This is a genomic window from Paenibacillus sp. M2, from assembly GCF_046713495.1.
Lineage (GTDB): Bacteria > Bacillota > Bacilli > Paenibacillales > Paenibacillaceae > Paenibacillus > Paenibacillus amylolyticus_B.
Window position 1 is genome coordinate 4,832,942 of sequence record NZ_CP169648.1, and the last position, 23,773, is coordinate 4,856,714.

The following is a 23,773-nucleotide window of genomic DNA, read 5'->3' on the forward strand; positions in this document are numbered from 1 at the left end:
TCTTATATCCCTGTGGCTGTAATTTAGCCGATTACGGTGAACTTCTTGTCCGACTTCGTGAGAATATGAATACCCGTCTCGGTAATCACTACGTCATCCTCGATACGCACGCCGCCAAGCCCATCAATATATATACCCGGTTCAACGGTAACAACCATACCCGGTTTCAATACATCGTCGCTAAGCTTGGACAAGCGTGGAGCTTCGTGAACTTCCATACCCAGGCCGTGGCCTGTGCTGTGTCCGAATTGATCTCCATATCCGTGACCTGCAATGATATCACGAGCCAATGCATCTGCTTCCCGTCCGGTCATGCCCGGTTTCAGGTTCTCCAGCGTATGTAACTGAGCTTCCAGTACAATGTCATAAATTTTGCGCAGCTCAGGTACAGGTGTACCTGTTGCAATGGTACGTGTCAGATCTGAACAGTATCCGTCCAAAAGTGCACCAAAGTCAAATGTAATTAACTCATTCTGTCCGATGACCTTGCTGCTCGCTACACCGTGAGGCATAGCAGAACGTTCGCCCGATGCTACAATGGTGTCAAACGAAGAGGACGTTGCTCCATGTTTACGCATGAAAAACTCCATCTCCAGATCCACTTCACGCTCCGTCATACCTGGTTTTGCAAACTGCAAAACGTGGCTGAACGTGGCATCCGCCAGATCTGCTGCTCTCTGCATAACCGCGATCTCATCTTCATCCTTGAACATACGGAGTTGCTCCACGATCCCGGATACAGCTTTCAGTTCGATAGATTGAAGTGCTTCAGCATAAGCGGAATGCGTGCCAAATGTGACGCTATCCTGCTCGAAGCCCACTTCTTTGATATTCGCGGATGTCAGCAATTCGCGCACCGTATCCATCGGCTTAGCTCCATGCTCCACAACGGTAAATCCTTTGGCTTGCTGAGGCGCTTGTGACATATAGCGGAAATCAGTCAGCAGATATGCATCCTGTTCCGTAATCAGCACATATCCCGCCGAGCCTGTAAAGCCCGTCATATAACGACGGTTAATCGGGTTTGTAATCAGCATTGCAGTGAGTTCATGCTCACGCATGGCTTCACGCAACTTATTTACTCGTTTGTTTTCCATCGGTAACCCTTCTTTCTCTCACATTCCCGGGTTCCCGGCTCAGGTTTGTTTGTCCAGATGACGCACAAGAGCCAGCAATCCCAGTTCATAGCTTACTTCGCCAAATCCGGCAATCTGCCCGATTGTTTCCGCTGCAATCACTGAATGATGTCTGAACGCTTCGCGTGCATGAATGTTGGATAGATGTACTTCAACCGTAGGGACTTTTACAGCATTGATTGCATCACGTATAGCATAGCTATAATGGGTAAATGCTCCGGCATTCAGTATTATTCCGTCTGCCTCACCCATCGCTGCATGAATGCGGTCAATGATGTCCCCTTCATGGTTCGATTGATAAAAAGCGATGGAGACGCCAATTTCGTCAGCCTGTCTGCGAATTTTGTCCTCAATATCCTTCAGACTAAGCGTTCCATAGATGCCCGGTTCGCGTACACCAAGCATGTTCAGGTTCGGACCATTGATCACAATAATTCGTTTCATCGCTGCTCCACCCTCTCTGCAAATAACCATCTGCTATTTTAACACAGCCATTGCCGGATTGAGAAGCTTTTTTGCGCTATGCCCCCGCTTGCTCCGGCTCGCGTTTGCGTTCGTCCGTGTACTCCATGGCTACCGTGTAACCAATGAACAGCCCCCACAGCAAAAAGAAACAGAGTTCCGTGATGATTGAATCCCACGTTAAACCATTCAAAGGTTTCATCATCCCCAGTTTGGGTCCTACCAGGATAAAGAGAATCAGCCACCAGACGATTCCATACACCATGCCGGGTAACGGCCCTTTCAGTTTTCTAATCGTGAACGTGTATAACAAGGATGCCAAGATGGAAAAGACGATAAAAAACAGCCAACCTGTCAAATGTCCTGCTGCGGTATATATATATTCATGTTTGAAAAAAGGCTCGGCCAGAAATCCGACAGGTACAATCGTAAAATGCAACAGATAGAATAGCCAATGCAGCCCACCCCAGATAAAACCGGCAAAAAAGCCAAGCTCTAACGCAAAGGAAAATGGCTTGGTGTAGTAGTGTGCTTGACCTTGCCTCTGGGTAGGGCGCCTGCCCTTGTACTTTGGCTGCCGCTCATTGGGTCGTTGACCTTCATCTTGTGATGTATCTTCATGCTTACGTTCTGTCATCGATATTCTCCTTCATTCAGTTGATAATCCCGCATTATGCCTCAAATTTCCGCTCCGATTCTACGAGGTAGTATGTTCAAAACAGGACAATCTTAACAACATCCTTCAAGGTTTGACTCACAAACTAGAAATTGGTCTTAAAATTCGATACAATAGGGTTATTAAACTGCCTTTGATCGCGAAGGCCTAGAACAGAATAGGAAGGTGAATAATTTGCCTCAACAATCCAAGCCTGTCAGCTATGGGGGGCAAGCTGTCATTGAAGGCGTAATGTTCGGTGGGAAACATGTCAACGTTACAGCTGTTCGTAGAAAAGACGGCGAAATTACGTATCTGGAAGTTCCCAAGCAAGACAAGTCCTGGGTCATGAAATTGCGGCGGATTCCTTTATTACGCGGAATTGTCAGCATTATAGATTCAAGTGTCAAAGGTAGCAGACATCTCAATTATTCTGCTGACGCCTATGCTGATGATGAACTGGAACCTGAAGAGAAAGCCAAGCAAAAAGAGAAAGAAGGTTCGGGCTGGAGCCTAAGCATGATCATTGGTGTGACCGCCGTCGCCATCCTTTCATTCCTTTTTGGTAAAGTTGTGCTCACATTGCTTCCTGTTGTTATCGAGAATTTTCTATTCAAAAATGCATTCGACAATCAGTTTCTGCATAATTTACTGGAAGGCGGCATTAAGCTGATCCTGTTACTCGCTTATCTGTGGTTAATCTCACAGACACCGATGATTAAACGTCTCTTCCAGTATCATGGGGCGGAACACAAAGTAATCAGCGCACATGAAGCTGGTGAAGAACTGACACCGGAGAACGTGCAAAAGTACAGCCGACTGCACTACCGCTGCGGAAGCAGCTTCATTATGTTGACTGTCATTATCGGAGTGTTTCTATACTCCCTCTTCACGTACGATAACCTCTGGGAACGGATGGGTCAGCGTCTGTTGTTATTGCCAGTTGTGCTAGGCATTTCTTTTGAACTGCTAAAGCTCACGAATTCGGTACGTGATATTCCTGTACTGCGTTATCTTGGATACCCGGGATTGTGGCTGCAATTGCTGACAACAAAAGAACCGACCAACGAACAGGTAGAAGTATCCATTGCTTCGTTTAACCGTATGCGTGAGTTGGATGCCAAGCTTGCCAATGTCTCTGCTACGTCAGAAGTACCTGTTGCAACACTCGATCCTGTGAAAGGGTGAATGATATGAACAAGCAGGCAATCTTATTTTGGACGTTCATCGCACTAGCTGCTGTTGGAGTCTTGACTTGGCTGGGGAACGCTAGTCCATCCAGGATCATTATTCCTCTGGTCGTGTTCGGAGCTGTATTCCTGCTGTACAAATATCCGCCTCGTCGCTGGGCAAGCAAAGCCAAAACACCGAAGATTAAACCATCGGCACGAACCATGGCGAAAGTTAATGCACAGTCCAGTGCCAGAAAGAGCAGCGGCTCTTCAAAGAAACGCAAGGATTATCCTTTCCAAGTGATTCAGGGACAAAAAGGGAAAAGCGATGAAGATATACCGAAATTTCACTAATATCGACTGAACATACAAAAAAGCAGTTCTCCCAACATGCGGAGAATTGCTTTTTTCACGTTTATACAGGAATCAGAGGTGGAGCTTCTGCTTGTTTCTTGCGCAATTCTTTTCTTTGTTTGTCCAGCTGTTCACCATACATTTTCATATTCCATCCGTTGAAAAATTCGCTCCCTGCGGTAGCGCCTGATCGATATAAGGCTGTGCTGTCCTGTAACGATAGATGAAATTGCGTTGGTTTAATCCCAAGCGTTGGTATCTTCACTGTCCGAAACCGGTTAATCTGTTCGATATAGCGTTCATCATGTGCTGTAAGCATCGTCTCTACAAGGGCCTGAAGCATGCTTAGCGGTCCTTTAATCCGGGCAGGTTCTACTTCCGTCTTCCCTACCATTTTGAATCCGACAACCGGAATAACGTCTCCTCCTCGTTCCGAGCGATCACCATCGAAGAGCCACAACGGGAAATTGCTAAGCAATCCACCATCCACGACATACACGAACTGATCTTGAAAAGGAAGACCTTTGGAAAATACCGGCGACTTGCGTATGACTACCGGATCGAAAAAATATGGGATACTGCAACTCATACGTACCGCCTTTGCAACATCCAGCTTCGCAGGGTCAATGCCGAACCGCCGAATATCGTCTGGCAACACCAGAATGGTCCCATTGGATATATCGGATGCGGTAATAAGCAACTTGCCTAGTGGCAAGTCAGCGAATGTGCGAATCCCTTTTTGCTCCAGCATCTTGCGAATCCATGATTCCAATGCCTCCCCCGAATACAAACCTTTCTTCAAGAACAGCCTCGCTGCGGGGCCAATCCATCGGGTATTAAATATGGGGGAACGACGAAGCAATGAAACAAAGGGTGTATTCTCGATAATGACTTTCATCTCTTCGGCCCGGTAACCCGCCGCTAGCAGAGCAGCTACAATGGAGCCGGATGATGTGCCAGCCACCCGATTGAACTGAATGCCACAATCTTGAGCACCCTGCACAGCACCCGCAAGCGAGATTCCTTTGACGCCTCCACCTTCAAACACCGCGTTAATTAACACAACAAAACCCCCGTTCTCCAGGCAGCCACGTTTCTACTGCCACTCTATGAGAACAAGGGTTTGTCTTATAACTGTATCGTTAAAATGTTCTAGAGACCATAGTACGCTTTTAATTTGGCAATTACGCCGAGAGGATTCTTCGTCAGGTGCTGTGAACTAAAGAAAATATCCCCTTTGACCGAACCATACTTCTTGTTGTAGTTCAGCTGATCGATGATCTCCTGTGAAGTCTGCCAGCCAATTTCCGGCGTACCTAACTTATAAGGAGAGTGACCGATATACAATTTTACATTTGTATTAGCCACTTCATTCGCCCACCAGTCCACAACTTTGTCGTATCGGGCTACACTCAGTGTCATACTCCAATACACCTGCGGAGCGACATAGTCGATCCATTCCTGGTTAATCCATGTCCGCACATCTGCATTCATGCTGTCATACGCGGTTACTCCCGCTTTGGTATCAGAACCTGTCAGATCAACGGATTTATTACGCCATACACCAAATGGACTAATTCCATATTCAACGTTACCTTTCACCCTGTGAATGCTCTGTCCGAGCTGCTTGACGAACTGATTAATATTGTCCCGACGCCATTCAGCACGGTCTTTGGTATTCAATGTGTTATAGGTTTTGAAGGCTGCATCATCATTAAAAGTCACATTGGATGGATAGAAATAATCATCCAGATGTACACCATCAATATCATACTGATTGACCACTTCCATGATCGTATCGATAATATGCTGTCTGGCTTCCGGGATACCCGGGTTAATGTACATTTTGCCGGATGCATTCACAATCCAGTCGGGATGAAGCTTCGAGATGTGGTTTGCAGCCAAGTTTGATGTACTTGCTGAGTTCGTTGCTCTAAACGGATTAAACCAGGCGTGGAACTCCAAACCTCGTTTATGTGCTTCCTCGACCATAAACGCGAGGGGATCATAACCTGGATCTTTACCTTGTGTTCCTGTCAATACGCTGTTCCAAGGTACCAAACCTGAAGGATAGATGGCATCCCCATTGGCTCTCACTTGGACAAATACAGCATTAATGCCCATACCTTGCAACGTATCTAGCTGTTTCGTATACTCCTGTTTTTGCTTCTCTACATTTCCCTTGGCACCGGATGAAGGCCAGTCTCCATTCACAGTGGAAATCCAGGCTCCCCGCATCTCTTCAGAAGCTGGTACAGTGCCCGTGCCTCCAGGCTCCGCTGGGGTTACCGGGGTTGGTTCAGGAGTTGGGACTGATTCGTCTCCTGTGTACAGATCAATGGTCTGGGCTGCTTGATTCCAGTTCACTCGAATGCCCAGGTTCTCACTGACAAATCGAATGGGTACCATGACCCGACCTTGTTTCAATTCGACCGATGCATCCAGACCAACTACAGCGTTATCCACGGTTGCCTGCTGGCGCCCGCTCGTCATAGAGATGACCGAATCAGATTTCTGAATGGTCACGGTACGAGTAGCTTGAGACCATAGAACAGACGCACCCAGTCCTTCGCTAATAACACGCAGAGGTACCATCGTTACATTTACTTTGGGCAGGATGTAGGGTGATACATCCGATTCCAAACGGTTGCCGTCTAGAAAAATAGCGATTTCCTTCTGCCCGGCCGCTTGTGCCGTCATGCCTGCTGTCTGTAATCCAAGTACAAAAATGAGCAGCAGCATCAATCCTTTACGAACGTTCATTAGTGCAGTCCTCCAAAATCATTATAAATTTGCGGTAAATTCTACTAGTTTAATAGACGCTCCTAGCGTTCGTTTAGTTGCGATAATCACCAAATTATGGTGTGATTGCACACAAAAAAATGCTTCCTGCCATTGAAACGGCAAGAAGCATCCTTTGATCACAGGATACAATTCATTGTATATCACCATGTGTATTCCACTGCTGAAACTTAAGACTCCGTATTACTCATGACATCCTGAAGGTTTTTGAGGTCACGCAACCGGCTCTCATCCTGACGGAAGTATTCAACCAAGGACTCAATGCATGTAATGGAGTCCCAGCTCAGATGATGTTCAATGCCTTCAACATCATTGTAGATATTTTGTTCCTGAACACCAATCGTTGTCAAAAATTGTTCAAGCAGATGATGGCGCTCCATCAAACGTTTGCCCATCTTTTTACCTTTTGGCGTAAGCACCAGTCCGCGGTACTTTTCGTAGATCAGGTACTCGTCTTTGTCCAGCTTTTGGATCATCTTCGTCACCGATGAAGGATGTACTTCCAGTCCTTCAGCTATATCAGACACACGAGCATAGCCCTTTTCATCAATTAATTTGTATATACGCTCCAAATAATCTTCCATACTGGGCGTTGGCATCTGCTTCCCTCTTTTCTCTCTGACCGGCCCCTATTCGTGCCTGGTCCCTATCTTATAATGATACATGTTATCAATACGCATTGGCAAGTCCTGCACAGTTCAGAGCGCGCTGTTACACAAGTAATTGGCAGGCGTGACTTCTCCCCAAACGAGGCAAACTAAGCAAAGTTCCGCAACGAAAGGAGTGATTTCGTGAGTACAAGTGTAGCCTCTCCGCCAGTTCGTAAAGCAAAAGGTACTAAACCCTTTATTCCCGATTTGGTGTATTTTGAACCCGGTGCGCTGGAATATGATAAAGGTAAACGGATTATGGAATGGGTCACATCCAAAAACATCCCTTATCAAATGACCACATCCCATAACCGAATCACAAACCTGCCCGGTGAAACCGAACAAGAAAAGTATCGGATGGCGAAGCGTACTCTGGTCGTTGGTGTGCGCAAAACACTCAAGTTTGACCAGTCGAAACCTTCAGCGGAATATGCCATTCCCATCTCTACCGGCTGTATGGGGCACTGCCATTATTGTTATCTTCAAACGACACTTGGTGCGAAACCTTATGTCCGTGTCTATGTTAATACCGAGGAGATCATTCAGGCAGCCAAAGGATACATCGAAGAACGCGCGCCTGAAATCACACGATTTGAAGCCGCCTGTACATCTGATCCCGTAGGACTCGAACATATCACGGAAAATTTAAGTGACTTGATCCGTTTTATGGCGGAAGAAGAATATGGGCGTTTGCGATTCGTAACCAAATATCATCACGTTGATCCGTTGCTGAACATTAAGCATAACGGCCATACCCGTATCCGGTTTAGTGTCAATTCGGATTATGTTATCAAAAACTTTGAACCGGCTACCTCCAGATTTGAGGAACGCATTGAAGCTGCTGGCAAAATTGCACACGCCGGTTATCCCCTGGGATTCATTATCGCTCCTATTATGTGGTATGAAGGCTGGGAAGAAGGATACTCGGATCTGTTGCAGAAGCTGGCAGATACGCTTCCAGAGGAAGCAACCAAGGATCTTACCTTTGAGATGATCCAGCACCGTTTTACCAAAACAGCCAAAGCAACCATTGAGAAACGTTATCCTAAAACCAAGCTGGAGATGGATATCGAGAAACGTAAGATGAAATGGGGCCGCTGGGGCCAGTACAAGTATGTGTATAAAGATGACCAGCAAGATGCGCTGCGCGAATTCATTACGGAACGGATCTTTGAACATTTCCCACTAGCCAATATTGATTACTTCACCTAAACGAAAAACAGAACTGCCCATTATAATATGCTGGTATAGGCATTCCTAACAAACGATTAAAAAGCAGGTTACATGACCCAGAATGTCTCTGGTAACATGTAGCCTGCTATGCCATACATAATAATATTCGAATTCAGTTCATCCGTTTAAATAATCATCCAGTCTGGTGTAATCTGCTGCAACCAGATCGTAATCTTGGTCATCTGATCTGTAAAAAGCAATACCCCAAGGAACAACATTAATGCTCCCCCGACTTTCATCATGACATTGGAATACCGTAAAATCCAGCGTGTCGATCCAATGAAAAAGGCCAAAATGAAGAATGGGATGGCAAACCCTGCCGTATAACCTGTAATCAACGCCAACCAGGTTGTGGGCTCACTTGCAGCCATTGCAATGATCGCTGTTAGAATAGGGCCAATACAAGGCGACCAACCTGCTGAGAAACCGATACCAAATATAAAAGAGCCCAGATAGCCTGCTGGTTTCCATTTCATATCCAGCTTGCGTTCCTTCATCAGAAACTGCGGCTTGAACACACCAAGCAAAAATAACCCCATAAGCATAATCAAAATTGCAGACAATTGCCGAATCAGTTCTCGGTTATCATTGAAAAATTGGCCAAACAGTCCAGCACCAAGGCCAAGCGAATAAAATACTGCCGAGAAGCCTAAAATAAACGCCAGCGTATGCGTCATGGTCTTAAAGCGGACTTCGCGCTGATTGCGGTCATCCTTTAATTGTTGCACCGTCATCCCTGTAATGTAGGAGAGGTATGATGGATACAGCGGAAGACAACATGGTGATATAAATGAGACCAAACCTGCTACAAAAGCCATCCATACATTAACATCAGGCATGAAGCGGATGTCTCCCTTCCCCGGGCTCACGTGCTTGCTCGTTCAGTCGTCAGGCTCGGAACCCTTTTTTCCCAATCATCGTCAGAATCAGCATCATGATCAGCAGTAATACAATCGTTGCTCCAGGTGCGAGGTTCCAGATACCTGCTACAACCAGTCCAAGGACTACGGCAATTTCGCCGATCACCACGGACAAAATAATAGCAGATTTAAAACTTCGAGCCATCAACAGGCTGACCGCTACCGGAATGGTCAATAGCGCTGACACCAGAAGCGCACCAACAATCTTGATCGCCGTGCTTATGACAAGTGCTGTCATCACAGTGATTAACATGTTCAGAATTCTCACAGGCAACCCTGTAACCGCTGCCGCATCTTCCTCAAAGCTGAGCAGGAAAAATTCCTTATGTAACAATGCCACTACAATCACCACGATCAGCGTAACCACACCTACGAGCTTCAGATCCGTAGCGTCTAATGTATATATACTGCCGAACAAATAACTCATGACATCTGCATTATATCCTTTGCCCAGCGTAAAGAACAAGGAAGCAAGAGCCACGCCACCGGACATGATAATGGCAATCGATAATTCGGCGTAACTCTTGTACGCTTTGCGCAACTTCTCTATCGCAAATGAAGCAAGTACGGCAAATATCAAGCCCACCGCAATGGGATACACTTCGATCAGGAATCCAAGGGCAACCCCGGCAATGGTCACATGAGACAAGGTGTCCCCGATCATGGATAACCGCCGCAAGACCAGGAACAGTCCAATTAACGGAGCGGTAATGCCGATTAACAACCCACCCGCCAGCGCACGCTGAAAAAAATCACTCATTAATATTTCCAAAACAAACACGACTCCTTCGGCATTACTTACTCTAATCTAATGGGCCATACATACGGCTAGCGTACCTGTGCAGTAGTATGTTGCAGATTGGTCTCTGCACAATCCTGTACCTCATGCGAATGACGGACATGAAAATTAATTTTGCCATTCGTTACGGCAGCTTCAGAACCCAGATAACTCTCCATCCGATCCATATCATGAGACACCATCAGAAAAGTCATGCGGTGATGTTCATGCATATGGGTAATCAGTTCAAAGAAACTGGCCTGTGATTCGGCATCAATACCTACTGTGGGTTCATCCAGAATCAACAGATCCGGGTGATTGATAAGCGCTCGTGCCAAAAATACACGCTGCTGCTGTCCGCCGGACAATTGACCAATACGTTTGTTCGCCAGATCTTCAATCCGCATAACCTGCATCGCATCCGTGCACTGTTGCTGACATTTGCGAGACATACGACGGAACATGTTTTTGTTATTGTACAAACCGGACATGACCACTTCACGAACGGTCGCAGGGAATAACGGGTTAAATGCATTCTTTTGTGGCACATATCCAATTCGGTCCCAGTCCTTGAACCTGCGGATCGACTGTCCGAATAGTTTAATATCTCCCTGCGCAGGAGGCAATAATCCTACCAACATTCGCAGCAATGTCGTTTTACCCGCCCCATTGGAACCGATAATCCCGACAAAGTCCCGTTCCTGGGCCATAAAATCGAGATTCTCAATCACTCGCTGGTCCCCGTAGGAAAATGATAGTTTCTCGATCTCTATAATTGGATCATGACATAGTGGCATGATTTGCTGCATGGCAAAGCCGCCCTTCTTTATATATAAGGATTGCATAGCGTTCTAAGAGCCTTCACCGCGAACGGTAAAGACTCTTCGACATGAATCCTTCATTCTATCTTATTTTAATGCGATCAGCAGATTTTGCAAATTTTTCTCCATGAGGGTGAAATAATCATCCCCGTTTGTTGCCTGCTCCTTGGTCAATCCCTCAACCGGATTAAGGACCATGGTCTCCACTCCTGCTTCACTTGCCAGTGTTTTCGCCAATTTGTCAGATACCAGCTCTTCAAAGAAAATGTATTTGATGCCTTCATCTTTAACCAGTTTCGCAAGCTTCACAATATCCTGTCCTGTCGGTTCAGCATCCGGGGAAAGTCCCATAATGGCATGCTGGGTTAATCCATAATCACGTGCAAGGTAGCCAAACGCTTGGTGCGAGACAACAATTTCATTGTTTGGTACGTTAGCCAATTCATCTGTAAAACGTTGATCCAGCGTCTCAAGCTTCGTACGAAGCTCTTCATAACGTTGTTCGTAACCTGCTTTGTGATCAGGATCTGTTTCGACCAGACTATTTTTGATGTTTTCAGCCATGATCATGGCCGATTTCGGACTAACCCACGTATGTGGATCAATATGATGATCAGCGACATCTTCACTGGTAGCCTCATCTGTATGTTCATCCGCATGCTCGTCTTCGTGCTCTTCGCCGTGACCGTGCCCATCATCACCCTCAGCGGTTAACAGCTTAACCCCTTCGCTGACTGCAACAGACTTCACCTGAGTATCACTATTCAGCGACTTCAGGAAATTCGGCACCCATCCTTCCAGTCCAGCTCCATTATAGAAAAACAGCTGTGCCTTGGACGTATTAACGATATCCTGACTCTTCGGAGTCCAGTCATGTGGCTCTACTCCCGTTGGCAGCAGGTTAATGACATTGGCATCCTCACCACCGATTGCCGTCGTAAAAGCATATACAGGATAAAATGTCGTCACAACGTTTACCTTGCCTTCCACAATCTTCGCACTATTGGAACTATCCTGCCCACACGCTGACAATACCAGCAAAGTGAGAATAAGGAAACCCGTCCACAGTAACTTCATGTTACCTCTTTTGCTCGTCTTTCCTGTCCGGTTATCCTGAACTTGATGTTGCACTTTATAAAATGTCATTATGATTCACTCCGCATCTCTTAATCGTAAACATTACTGAAAGAATTATAGGTAACCTGAACCTACTTGTCAAGCCATCTCGTCCTATTCATTCTTTCCTGAAGTACGGAGTTCATAACAGTATATGCTTGTTCTCTTCCCGTCAGATACGAATTATATCAATAAAAAAGGGACCCGAATTACATCGGGCCACCTTGAGTCATAGTTACGACAGAATTTGAATCAATTTAAAGGTATTATGAAATTGATTCTTTTTATTTTACTTGTGCGCCATTAGGCATGTTGTCTGGTACTGTAGCCAGTGTGAGCTGGTCGCCATGTGATGCTGCAAGGATCATACCCTGAGACAGTTCACCACGAAGTTTCACCGGTTTCAGGTTAGTCACACAGATGACTTTGCGTCCAACCATCTCTTCTGGCGAATAGAACTTTGCGATGCCAGAGACGACCTGGCGCTGCTCATAACCCAGATCGAGCTGCAATTTCAGCAACTTATCCGCTTTTTTGACAGGTTCGCAGGCAATGACTTGCGCTACACGCAGTTCAACTTTGGCAAAATCGTCAATCCCGATCTCTTCCGTACCTTCTGGTGCGGTTACCGGTTCAACAGCTGCTGAAGCTCCAGCACCTGCTTGACTTGCTTCAGGCTCTGCTGCTTTTTGGCCACCAGTCATTGCTTCGGAGATATAAGCAATTTCCTGTTCGGAATCCAAACGAGGGAAGATTGGATCACCTTTTTGCAATGCGTTTCCAGTTGGAACCAGACCCCATTGCTTGGCTGTATCCCAAGCCGTAAGTTCACCTTCCTGAATGCCTAGCTGTGCCCAGATTTTATGAGGAGCACGTGTCAGGAACGGTTGCAACAGAATGGAAGCAATTCGCAAGCTTTCGATCAGGTGAGCCATAACGGATGCCAATTCATCGCGTTTTGCCTCATCACGAGCCAGTGCCCATGGCTGCGTCTCATCAATATATTTGTTGGTGCGACTGACAAACTGGCTGATCGCTGTCAGTGCTACGGAAAACTGCAGGTTTTCCATCGCCTGTTCCACTTTTTCCACCGTAGCATGGCCTGCTTCTTCCAGAGAAGCATCAAATTCCGTTACATTCGAAGCAAACGCAGGGGCTTTGCCTTCAAAATATTTGTCTACCATGGCAACGGTACGGTTCAACAGATTACCCAGATCGTTTGCGAGGTCGGAGTTGACACGCTCTACAAAGCTCTCTGGTGTAAACGTACCATCCGAACCAAACGGTACTTCACGCAGCAGGTAATAACGCAGTGCATCGAGACCGTAACGGTCAATCAGAGTAACTGGATCAACAACATTGCCTTTGGATTTGGACATCTTGCCATCCTTCATCAACAACCAGCCATGTGCAAACACTTTCTTCGGCAAGGGCAGATCCAATGCCATCAACATAATTGGCCAGTAGATTGTATGGAAACGAACAATTTCTTTACCTACCAGATGTACATCCGCAGGCCAGAACTTGTTATACAGAGATGCATCGGATGAACCGTAGCCCAGAGCTGTAATATAGTTGGACAATGCATCAATCCACACGTAGACCACGTGTTTTGGATCGCCTTTAACTTTGACGCCCCATTCAAATGTAGTACGTGATACAGCCAAATCTTCAAGACCCGGCTTGATGAAGTTGTTGATCATCTCGTTCTTACGGGATTCCGGCTGAATAAAGCCCGGGTTCTCTTCATAATATTTCAACAAACGATCTGCATATTTGCTCATACGGAAGAAGTAAGATTCTTCTTTGACCAATTCAACGGGGTGTCCGCTATCCGGGCTCTTGGCCGAGATAATCTCACCCTTCTCATTCTTCTCTACATCCACCAGTTGAGTCTCCGTGTAATACGTCTCATCCGGAATGCTGTACCAGCCTTCGTACTCGCCTTTGTAGATATCTCCCTGTTTCAGCAAACGGTCAAAGATATCCTGAACAATGGTTTTGTGACGCTCTTCGGTTGTACGGATAAAGTCGTCATTGGAAATGTCCAACTTGTTCCACAGCTCCTTGATCCCCACAACGATATCGTCGATAAAAGCTTGCGGTGTCTGCCCTTTCTCTTGTGCCTTGCGCTCAATCTTCTGACCATGTTCATCGGTTCCTGTCAGATAATGAGCATCATAACCGCGTAGACGCTTGTAACGAACCATCGCATCTCCCGCCACAGTTGTATACGCATGCCCAATATGCAATTTGTCACTCGGATAATAAATCGGGGTTGTCAGATAAAATGTTTTTTGGTCAGCCATGAATGACTTCTCCTCCTTCAAATGTTCCTGCTTCATGTGATCCCTTCGTCCAAAACAACTAAAAAAGAACACAAAAAACTCCCGCCCCTATGGGACGAGAGTTGCTCTCACGTGTTACCACCCAAATTCCCCATGTTTTTCGCAAAACACAGGCTCTGTCGGTCCTTCGACCGCCCATTAACGCTGGATCACGCCTCAGCCTTACGACAGCAGCTCTGAAATCACTGTCTGCACGCTCGAAAGAGGTTCCTCCGGGACCATATTCCATCCTCCTCCCAGACCGGTTCTCAGCTCATCCGGCTCTCTGCACTGGGGGTGTGTCTGTACTTATCCCTTCACTGGAAATCATATAGAAGTTGTTCAAAAAGTCCACTTTTGATTACGAATCATGCCTACCGGCCTCATCAGCGTCGAAGTTGAAATTCAGTCGAAATGTCCGTTGCTCACGTAGGTTCCTACGCTCCGCTACTCCATTTCTAACTTCATTCCATCTTCTCGGTACTGAAAACCAGACTTTTTGAACGTCATATATAGGAAAAATATACTGAAATGCGGACCCCTTTGTCAAGTGGACAGCAACCTCAAGCTCAATCCTGGCCTGCTTCCAGGCCACCCGAATACTTCAGGCTATAACGTTACTCTGATACCAGAGTAGACTTCTCCGCCTTTGGTGGCACCAGATCTACACCGCCTGGATGAAACGGGTGACATTTGGCAATACGTTTCGCTGTTAACAACGAACCTTTGAGCGCACCGTGCACTTCAATCGCCTCCATGGCGTAAGCCGAACAGCTCGGATAGAACCGACATGTTGGCGGTGTTAATGGAGAGATATAGTTGCGGTACACCCGAATGGGTGCCTGAGCAATTCTGCGCGATAACTTCATGGTCAGTGCTTCCCATGAGCGTGTTGATGTCCCGATGCCGCTTTGGCCGGAGCATGCTCAGCACAGTCCTTGCAATATCCAAACACCTCGAACTTGTGGTCTACAACCTGAAATTGCTCAGGCGCATCCGCAAGCTGCATCGGGCAAAAAATAATAGGATATGTCTTCTGACACTTCAGACAGATCATATGATGGTGATGATGATCTTCACTACAGTGAGCTTTGAATTTGACGCCATCTTCGAAGATGACCTGTTCCAGTACACCCAGTTCCTGCATCACCCGCAAATTCCGGTATACTGTGTCAAAACTCAGTCCGCTGTAAGTCTTACCCATATATTCATAGACGTCCTTGGGTGTAAGATACCCTGGAGACTCGGCAAATAACCGGGCCAGTGTTTTCCGCTGATCGGTAATGCGAAGCCCCTGTGAGGACATGGTCGAAATAATCTGTTCTGTCGACAGCATGATCTAAAGCACCTCCTGTCATACGAGCATTTTGCATCATTCATAGAGCGACAGTTTATTCGGCAAAAGCGAAAACTTTTGCCTTCTTGTATACCTCTAATAATGCATCAAATTACGATTAGAGTCAACGAAGACACCGGGTTAGGTCATTCCAACATCACATAAAAAGGACTCCATGCACATGCATTGCCATTAGTCTAGCTTGAACTAATGACATTACATTTTGATGGAGTCCCTTCCTGACGGTTCAGATGATCAATCGTTCGGGCGACTTTTAGGGTGAACGGGTATATATGATATAAGCTTTCACTCCAAACCGTCCGTGCATGTTCATGTTATTACTTTTCAGCCGGAAGCGGCGTGAACAGCAGGTTAACAGGCAAGTTACTTCCTGGTGCCGCCGAGAAGAGAATGGTTACACTCTCGCCGTACGAACCTGTGCGATACATAACGCTTTGCTCATTAGGTGCAGTTACAGATTTACCTGTGGAAATCTGAACGACCTGTCCATTCACGAGTGCCACACCTGAATATCTGCCTCCACGAGGGTTAAATGAAATCAACGTGCGTGGAGCAACATTATTCAATGTAATTTTGTACAATACACCGAAGTTACCTGCGTTGGACGCTTCCGTGTAAGCCATAGGGTCCGTTCCCACAAGGTTTGGATCACTTGCATTGTCTCCAAGTGGAAGACGTGCAGGTTTCGACCCTACTTCTTGATCGTACGTAATGATCCGTGTTGCATTTGGATAGGTACCACGGTTGTGAACTCCATCACGATCCAGAACCGGCAGGCTCGACAACACTTCCATCGGGTCCTTGTTTTCTTCAATCATGATAATGTTGTAATCCAATTCATAATCACTGAATACATCCGAATACAAGGAAATGACTTGTCCCTGTTTCATCGGAAGAACGCTCAGATCATTGAGAATCAGCTTGCTTTCTCCTGGCTGGATGTAGACTTTCTTTTGTCCGGTACCATTCTGCATGGATTGGAACCAACGGTCAATGGACAGCTTTCCAGCTACCGTTGCAAAAGGAGACGGTCCTGCAAAACCCATGTTTTGCTGGTCAATCGACGCCGTGTATGCATTGTTGTTTGTCGCTACAACATACATTTTTACGTTTTTGCCCGTGTTGTTCACATGGTGAATCATGAAGCGTGTCTGTCCGAAGGAAGATTCCTTGTACACAATACCTTCCGTATTCACGGTTTCCGGGCTGTTACTGCGGATCAGCAGACTTGGTTCATCATAATAAGTGAAAGGTACTTTCTCCAATGCTGGTACTCCACCACCGTCAAAAGTGAACTTCTCACCAACTGGTGTGAACAATTGATTGAAGTCAGTCACACTATAAAGTGTTTCTCCCGTAATATTGATCATCTTGGTATAGCTATCGCTAGCACCATGTTTATCAGTAACTGTAATCGTTACGGTCTTCGGTCCTGGAACAAAGAATGCAAGTGCATTGTTATCCCATTCGGTTTTAACAATTGCATTCTCATCATCTGTGCTTTGATCAATATAAGTGATTTTCTCACCCATTTTGTATTCTTCTTTATCTGTCGTAAACATTGCGACAGGTGGCAGATTCGGTCTTTCAACCTTAATCGTAACCGAATACGGATCACTCCACTGACCACTTGAATCCTGGACCGCATAGGTTACTGTGTATACACCTGGTTGGTCGAATGAATCCTGACGGCCTGTCCAACGTTCATCTACAATGCTGAGTCCCTTGGGAGAGCTGGATCTGGTTGTGTAGGTTACCTGGTCTCCGGCAAAGACCTCTTTTTGTACCGTGAAGCTTGCCACCGGTTTGGTACTCAGATTCAATACAACCGTTTTGGCAGATTGATTTACTTTATACGAAATGTCCAGAGCCTGTGTAATTGAAGTCAACGGCACCATGAACGTATTTTTTTGTTGATAAGCCGCGCCCTTCATCGTTCTGGACACACCATTAACGGTATAGATCTTGCTGTTTGTTTTGAAACGCAACTCATCTTCACCACTAATAATGATTGTTTCTTTAGTTGTGTTATCATATTTGACATCATAGCCAACCCGATCAACGAGAGCACGGATCGCTACATAGGATACACCATTTTTAACAGCCATCGGCTGTCCAGCAAGATACGTTTTGCCATCTTGCATCATTTTATTACTGTTCATATAAAGAGTGAGGTCTCCACCCCCGCCTCCAGCAACAGATGAACCGCCTGTAGATGGTTGCTCCACTTCTACTGGTGCAGGTGCTGGTGTTTCCTCAGCTGTACCTTCTTCGTCCGTAGGTTCAATTACCGGCTCAACAGGAGTCGCGTCTGTTCCTGTAGGAACATCTGTCTCAGGGTTCACTTCTTCAGTTGTTTCATTATTTGATGTTGGCGTGTTTGTTCCGGATTTCACTTCGGATTCCGCGATGGTTTGTTCTTTCTTCACAACCTCCACGGATTTAACTTTGGCTGTATTCACTGATGTAGTATCGCTCTGATCTGCTGATTGTGCATTGGCAGGAATCACTGCAAACGCCTGAAACACAGCAAAAGCGGTAAGTATGGACAATTTCTTCTTCAAATTCATTCTTTGTCTTTGGCTCCTTCTGCTCCCATTTTATAAATATCCCCCTCAAAAAGTCATATTATTAGACGCTTGGAACCGGGAAAAGTTGCTAAAAAGTTAAGAGGAGAATTGTAAACTTTTAATAGAAGGAAAATACTATGAAAATAGTTATCTATCAATTATCTTTTTAGCTTTCATATCCCAAAATTAGCCAATAGAAAATTCCAACAAAAAAATCTCTCCAGGAGATGGTCAATCAGCACCATATCGCAGAGAGATATAAGGATTGATAGGTCTAGCGCAAACGGACAGGCAGACTTCCTGTTGGCTGCAGTCCACCGGTTAACACATGGGACAGTACCCGAACAACTGCAGGTGTATTCTCATACGTACACACATAACTTCCCGGCCTCGAAATCTCCAGCAGATCGTATGGATTGCGCAGAGCAATGACAATCAGCGAATGATTCTCACTCAGCTTTTCAACCAAATACTGTTGCCCTTTCGGAAGATGACCTGCAGATGTGTACGTACACACGATAACTTGCTCACTTTCCAACACTTCACCCAATATCCGATCCGCTTCATCATAGGTGGGCTGAGTAGTAATTTTGTGCTCACGAACTCTGCCTCGCAGCTGCGATAACGCCATACCCAACGATTCTGTATGGGACCATGGTTCATCCACCTCTGTCCGTTGCACAACCTCAGGCCAGATGACATATACGTCCTTCTCTGGGTTCAACGGCAGCAGCCCATCATTATGAACGATTGTAATACTGCTTGAAGCAATCTTGAACAACGTCAATTCGTTGGGCTCAGTGGGTTTAGTGGATTCAGTGCAATCAACAGGTCCAACATTGGTTGCTTCGACCGTTTCACTCGCTTTCGGCGAAACCAGATGATCATTCTGCTGGCCGCAGCGCTCTCTTTTCCATGTCATAATGCGTTCCACCGCCTGATGAATAACCTCTTCCGAAATGCGCCCCGTTCGAACTGCTTCCACAATGGCTTCCAGCGCAGCAACCTGATCTTGCAAGGTATGACTCACCAGAATCAGATCTGCTCCTGCTTCCACAGCACGAACGGCAGCTTCAGCTACCCCATATGGCTTGGATATCGCATGCATTTCAAGACAGTCTGTAATAATAATGCCTTCAAAACCCATTTCTTCACGTAATAGGCCCGTTAACACCTTATGCGACAACGTTGCCGGAATGGGCTCGGGCTCAATCGAAGGGAACATCACATGAGCTGTCATAATAGCATCAACTCCGGCCTCAATCGCCCGGCGGAACGGTAGCAACTCCATCTGTTCCAGCCTGTTTCGATCATGAGGTACTGTAACCATACCAAGATGAGAATCTACGGCGGTATCTCCATGTCCCGGAAAATGTTTGGCAGTAGCAGCTATGCCCTGTGATTGATATCCGGTGATGGCTGCTACGCCATGAGCAGCCACACTTTCAGCATGTTCACCATACGAACGCACACCAATGACCGGGTTAAGCGGGTTGTTATTCACGTCGACCACTGGCGCAAGGTTCATATCAATACCGATGCTTTTTAACTCACGACCCAGAATTTGGGCACACTCCAGGGTATATTCCGCATTGCCTGTCGCACCAAGCGCCATATTACCCGGCACTTGGGTCATTCCCTCTTTGTCAATCCGTGCAACCATGCCACCTTCCTGGTCCACCGAAATCATGAGTGGTAGGGCCCCCGCTTCAGCAGCCATATCTTGCAGTTCGGCGGACAGCCGTGTCAATTGATCTACACTTTCGACATTGCGCCGGAAATAAATGACACCCCCGACGTGATAGTCACGGATTAAGCGAGTAATCTGTTCATCTGCTTGCTGACCGTGAAATCCACACATCAACAATTGGCCTACCTTTTGCTCCAATGTCAGATCATTCAAGGGTTTCATTTGACATCTCCTCCCGTTTCCCTTGCTACTACAAACCCAATTGTTTACTCTGCCTGTACTCGGAGGGTTTCATGTGGAAGTGTTTATGAAACACCTTGGAGAAGTAACGGCGCTCCTTGAAACCTGTTGCTTCCCCAATCGCTGTAATGCTCCATTCGGTTGTACTCAACAATAAAGCGGCACTTTCCATCCGTTTCTGCGTCATGTATTCCACAAAAGTAACACCCATTTGAGTTTTAAATAGCTGGCAGAAGTATCCCGGGCTGATTCCGAGCCAATCTGAGACTTCATCTATTCCCAAGTCCTGTTGCAGTCTGGCGTTCATGTAATCACATGCAGATCGGATTAGTTCCGCTATCGAGGGACGCGGTTGAGTTTGTTTACCTTGACAGGCATGAATAATGACCTCTGCAAGTTCAATCAGTTCTCTCATGGATACAGCCTCTTGCAGCGCATTCCAGAAATTCACTTCGTCCTTTTCAGCCATGACATTGACTTCGCGCAGTTCCCGAAGCATGTGTACTAGCATATAGCGAACATGGGTTTCATCTATCTTGTCTATTGATTGCTCGGCATTCCCCATTCGCTGTTTAAGCGCATTCATTACATCTTGTAATCCTTGTTTATTCCATTGTCGAATACACCGTGTGATAAGCTCCAGATCGTCTCTTGTTATCCATGTACCGCCCCTTTTGGAAACCTCATGATCATACGATAATGAAGATCCCGCGCAGCCCGAATTCAATACCTTGTCTTCGCTTTCCGAATGTGTCATTAGAATTCTCTGACAATGCTGGTACCGTTCAAGGATTTGCTGTTCCAGTTTTACGAGTACATGATCCTGAACTACCCTTGCTTTTACACCTGAATCCATGGACAATATCGCATTCAATTCAATTAATAGTTGATGTGCCAACTCCTCTGACTGAAGTTTCCACTCGCCCGATGCGTCTAACAAGATGCACCACTCTCCTTTGCGGGTAGAAAGAACCTGGCAGCCATTAGAGATTCTATCCGTAACTTCCCTAAGCATGGAACTTATTCCCTCATGCCATCTTACATGCTGGACCTCGGACCAGCCGATGGAATGGCGAAAATAACCGACTACATCCACCAACAGCACCGTATAGCCTACAAAAGGAGGCATGAATTGAGGCACAGAAACAGGATCAGAAATCTTCATCTGGGCTTCTCCTCGCAACAAGTCCATCAACTGTTTATGTCTGATCCAACTTTCCATCTCTTGGCTGCGATAACGTTGCGATTCGTTTTCCAGACGTCTCTTCTGGATCTGTCCGACAAGCTCTCGCAGTTTATGTTCCAGATTCAAATAATCAATTGGCTTACATATGTATTCATGTACGTTATACTTGATAGCGGTTCGAGCATATTCAAACTGCTGATACCCGGTCAGTAAAATAATTTCACACGTTTCACCCTGTTCTCGCAGCAAACGAATAAGTTCCAATCCATCCATAGACGGCATCCGAATATCACACAAGAGAATGTCTGGATGACTTTCTGTTACTTTCCCCAGCGCTTCTACACCACTTCTCGCGGTACCTGTGATTTCAATCCCCATCTCTTCCCAGGGTAAAATATAGTTCAAATTCTCCAGAATCGGCAGCTCATCGTCAACCAGCATTGCAGTCAGATTCATCCGGCTTCCTCCTGCTCATATAATGGAATGATGCATCGAATAACTGTGCCATACCCCGGTGCTGAACATATAAATATGCCATACCCGGCCCCGTATTGAATACGAATTCGATCTGCCACACTTCGTAATCCCAATCCCCTTCGCTCCGTTATGGACGATAATGATTCCGCCCCTTCCGCGAGCATATCTTCCGGTGGATCTTCTGCCATATACTCAAATCGTGCGAGCATTTCCTGGGGAATACCGATCCCATTATCCTCAACACATAACACCAGATGACCCCGTTCTGCATATGCGCTTATCCGCAGTACACCTGGATAGGTGATCCCCTCAAACCCATGTTGAATGCTATTTTCCACCAGAGGCTGGAGGGTAAGCTTAAGCAGAATTGAGCTGTATAAATGGGGTGGAATGTCAATCTCATAGGTGAACAAATCACTGAACCTGTACTGTTGAATCTCCAGATAACTCTGCAAATGTCTTATTTCCTCACCCAGCGGAATCTCTTCCTGATCCTGAATGCTGATACGAAGCATATTGCCCAGCCTGGTTACCATCTCGCTTACTTTGCGCCCCTCACCACGCAATGCCAAACCATTGATCGATTCCAATGTATTGAACAGAAAATGGGGTTTGATCTGGGCTTGTAGTACACGTAGTTCTGCCTGGGCCTTCTGCTCCTGCTCTGCCCGAACACGACGGAATAATCCCCCGATTCGATCCAATAGCTCATTGAACCCTTGTGCAAGCAGTTGCATCTCGTCAAAACCTTTTCCTTCCACCCTCGCATTAAAATCACCATCGTCCACACGACGCATAAACCTTACAAGTACAGCAATGTTGCCCGTAATGCGATTCATGAAAAATAGATTAAAGATCATGGCAGCGAACAGGCACGACAGAATAATGATGACAGACCAACCTGCAAAGGCATTTGTTTCCGCAGATAAGGCTTCCCATGAGGTCACACTGACGAGACTCCAGTTATAGTTCTTCAGATGATATTGCGAAATAATGCTTTCCTTGCCGTCAAAGACCGTTCTGACACTGCTAAAGCCGGGACCGTACCTGCCGGATTCAGCACCAAGGTTTTGCATGTTCTCACCGTTATATATACCTGCAGGATCATAAACGATCAGTCCTTCTTCATTAATTAACAGGAACGACGTATCCTGTGCCGAATCGCTGATTTGCAGGTGACGGAAGATCCGGTCGATCTCTCCTTTTTTGATCTGAACAACAAGCATGCCGATATTTTGAAAATAACTGAGTTCTTTGACCAATCTGATTTGGGTGAAGACAGGTTCTACCCCGGTTAATTCGGGATATTCCAGAGGTGCGAGCCATTTAGGCACACCATTAAGTTGCTGAATTTCGTTGAATAAGGGATGCACTTTGAATTGCTGAAAAGGAAGGGCTTGAAAGTTCTCTTTGGTGAAAATGGATACAATCTGGTTGTTCTCGGAAGAACGCAAATCATATAAAAAGGCATAACTGATGAACGGATAATTATATAGAAGGGAACGGAAATTGCGCTGGCTGGCATTCAGGGATAACTGATTACCGGTCCCCAGATCCTGCTTGGTCGGATCTTTGGCGTTCAATGCCATCTGGAAAACCGATGTGGCTATCCCGTTGTCGGTCACATTGTTAATCTGCTGAAATACATTCTCGATATTGTAACTAATGGCCTGAAGCGCATATTCGGCCTGTTGATTGTATTTTTTCTCAATCGTATGTGACGTGACCAGAAACATGCCAATGCCAAGCGCACACATGGGTACAATGATCAGCAGCAGAAATGCCAAGGCCAGCTTCATTCGCAAGTTCATATCCCGTTCTCCCTAT

Annotated in this window: 20 protein-coding genes; 3 read left to right on the forward strand and 17 right to left on the reverse strand. The window is 46.1% G+C overall.

The annotated features are described in order from the left end of the window. Nucleotides 1-23: 23 nt before the first annotated feature. From ACETMN_RS22425 to ACETMN_RS22435, 3 genes are all read right to left on the reverse strand, one after another. A complete protein-coding gene (locus tag ACETMN_RS22425; protein WP_036674988.1) occupies nucleotides 24-1,097 on the reverse strand; it encodes a M24 family metallopeptidase in 1,074 nt (357 codons plus the stop codon). Nucleotides 1,098-1,136: 39 nt separating this feature from the next. After that, nucleotides 1,137-1,580, reverse strand: coding sequence for a type II 3-dehydroquinate dehydratase (aroQ, locus tag ACETMN_RS22430; protein WP_036614400.1), 444 nt, complete (start codon nucleotides 1,578-1,580; stop codon nucleotides 1,137-1,139). Between the two features lie 76 nt (nucleotides 1,581-1,656). Next, the gene (locus ACETMN_RS22435; RefSeq protein ID WP_091018144.1) at nucleotides 1,657-2,235 is read right to left on the reverse strand and encodes a YqhR family membrane protein; all 579 of its coding nucleotides are present in this window, start codon (nucleotides 2,233-2,235) and stop codon (nucleotides 1,657-1,659) included. A gap of 213 nt (nucleotides 2,236-2,448) precedes the next feature. On the opposite strand from ACETMN_RS22435, the gene ACETMN_RS22440 reads away from it, so the two are divergent. Next, nucleotides 2,449-3,441 carry a DUF1385 domain-containing protein gene (locus tag ACETMN_RS22440; RefSeq protein ID WP_047843628.1) on the forward strand — a complete coding sequence of 331 codons (993 nt, stop codon included), beginning with the start codon at nucleotides 2,449-2,451 and terminating at the stop codon, nucleotides 3,439-3,441. A 5-nt stretch (nucleotides 3,442-3,446) separates the two neighbouring features. Further along, entirely contained in the window at nucleotides 3,447-3,779 is a 333-nt protein-coding gene (locus tag ACETMN_RS22445; RefSeq protein WP_091018145.1) for a hypothetical protein, read from the forward strand. 61 nt (nucleotides 3,780-3,840) lie between these two features. Here ACETMN_RS22445 and ACETMN_RS22450 read toward each other — a convergent pair whose 3' ends face one another. The 3 genes from ACETMN_RS22450 to mntR form a co-directional block, all read right to left on the reverse strand. Next, on the reverse strand, nucleotides 3,841-4,842 hold the full coding sequence (locus ACETMN_RS22450) for a patatin-like phospholipase family protein (RefSeq protein ID WP_091018148.1): 1,002 nt from the start codon (nucleotides 4,840-4,842) through the stop codon (nucleotides 3,841-3,843). An 89-nt stretch (nucleotides 4,843-4,931) separates the two neighbouring features. Further along, nucleotides 4,932-6,542, reverse strand: a complete 1,611-nt coding sequence (locus ACETMN_RS22455) for a family 10 glycosylhydrolase (protein WP_091018149.1) — start codon at nucleotides 6,540-6,542, stop codon at nucleotides 4,932-4,934. Between the two features lie 209 nt (nucleotides 6,543-6,751). Next, entirely contained in the window at nucleotides 6,752-7,180 is a 429-nt protein-coding gene (mntR, locus tag ACETMN_RS22460) for a transcriptional regulator MntR (RefSeq protein ID WP_036614415.1), read from the reverse strand. A gap of 192 nt (nucleotides 7,181-7,372) precedes the next feature. Between mntR and splB the strand changes: the two genes are divergently transcribed. Continuing rightward, the gene (splB, locus tag ACETMN_RS22465; RefSeq protein ID WP_062835285.1) at nucleotides 7,373-8,443 is read left to right on the forward strand and encodes a spore photoproduct lyase; all 1,071 of its coding nucleotides are present in this window, start codon (nucleotides 7,373-7,375) and stop codon (nucleotides 8,441-8,443) included. A 146-nt stretch (nucleotides 8,444-8,589) separates the two neighbouring features. Here the strand turns inward: splB and ACETMN_RS22470 are convergent, their stop codons facing one another. The 11 genes from ACETMN_RS22470 to ACETMN_RS22520 all read right to left on the reverse strand — a co-directional run bounded on the left by ACETMN_RS22470 (nucleotide 8,590) and on the right by ACETMN_RS22520 (nucleotide 23,757). After that, nucleotides 8,590-9,303, reverse strand: coding sequence for a cytochrome c biogenesis CcdA family protein (locus ACETMN_RS22470; protein ID WP_036614418.1), 714 nt, complete (start codon nucleotides 9,301-9,303; stop codon nucleotides 8,590-8,592). A 49-nt stretch (nucleotides 9,304-9,352) separates the two neighbouring features. Beyond that, nucleotides 9,353-10,156: a metal ABC transporter permease gene (locus ACETMN_RS22475; protein ID WP_017687569.1), complete on the reverse strand. Its 804-nt coding sequence runs from the start codon at nucleotides 10,154-10,156 to the stop codon at nucleotides 9,353-9,355. A gap of 56 nt (nucleotides 10,157-10,212) precedes the next feature. Then, nucleotides 10,213-10,971 (reverse strand): metal ABC transporter ATP-binding protein, encoded by a 759-nt coding sequence (locus ACETMN_RS22480; RefSeq protein WP_091018152.1) that lies wholly within the window; start codon nucleotides 10,969-10,971, stop codon nucleotides 10,213-10,215. A 99-nt stretch (nucleotides 10,972-11,070) separates the two neighbouring features. Beyond that, nucleotides 11,071-12,129, reverse strand: coding sequence for a metal ABC transporter substrate-binding protein (locus tag ACETMN_RS22485; RefSeq protein ID WP_411735159.1), 1,059 nt, complete (start codon nucleotides 12,127-12,129; stop codon nucleotides 11,071-11,073). 254 nt (nucleotides 12,130-12,383) lie between these two features. After that, a complete protein-coding gene (metG, locus tag ACETMN_RS22490) occupies nucleotides 12,384-14,444 on the reverse strand; it encodes a methionine--tRNA ligase (protein ID WP_091018156.1) in 2,061 nt (686 codons plus the stop codon). 599 nt (nucleotides 14,445-15,043) lie between these two features. Beyond that, nucleotides 15,044-15,295, reverse strand: coding sequence for a membrane protein insertion efficiency factor YidD (yidD, locus tag ACETMN_RS22495; protein ID WP_091018158.1), 252 nt, complete (start codon nucleotides 15,293-15,295; stop codon nucleotides 15,044-15,046). Nucleotides 15,296-15,297: 2 nt separating this feature from the next. Further along, on the reverse strand, nucleotides 15,298-15,762 hold the full coding sequence (locus ACETMN_RS22500; RefSeq protein ID WP_074095707.1) for a Fur family transcriptional regulator: 465 nt from the start codon (nucleotides 15,760-15,762) through the stop codon (nucleotides 15,298-15,300). 338 nt (nucleotides 15,763-16,100) lie between these two features. After that, complete coding sequence (locus tag ACETMN_RS22505; protein WP_105599548.1) at nucleotides 16,101-18,353, reverse strand: stalk domain-containing protein; 2,253 nt, start codon at nucleotides 18,351-18,353, stop codon at nucleotides 16,101-16,103. A 274-nt stretch (nucleotides 18,354-18,627) separates the two neighbouring features. Then, the gene (nagZ, locus tag ACETMN_RS22510; RefSeq protein ID WP_411735160.1) at nucleotides 18,628-20,265 is read right to left on the reverse strand and encodes a beta-N-acetylhexosaminidase; all 1,638 of its coding nucleotides are present in this window, start codon (nucleotides 20,263-20,265) and stop codon (nucleotides 18,628-18,630) included. A 28-nt stretch (nucleotides 20,266-20,293) separates the two neighbouring features. Then, on the reverse strand, nucleotides 20,294-21,925 hold the full coding sequence (locus ACETMN_RS22515; protein ID WP_411735161.1) for a response regulator: 1,632 nt from the start codon (nucleotides 21,923-21,925) through the stop codon (nucleotides 20,294-20,296). After that, on the reverse strand, nucleotides 21,922-23,757 hold the full coding sequence (locus ACETMN_RS22520) for a sensor histidine kinase (protein WP_411735162.1): 1,836 nt from the start codon (nucleotides 23,755-23,757) through the stop codon (nucleotides 21,922-21,924). Before ACETMN_RS22520 ends, ACETMN_RS22515 begins: the two co-directional genes overlap by 4 nt. Nucleotides 23,758-23,773 lie beyond the last annotated feature (16 nt).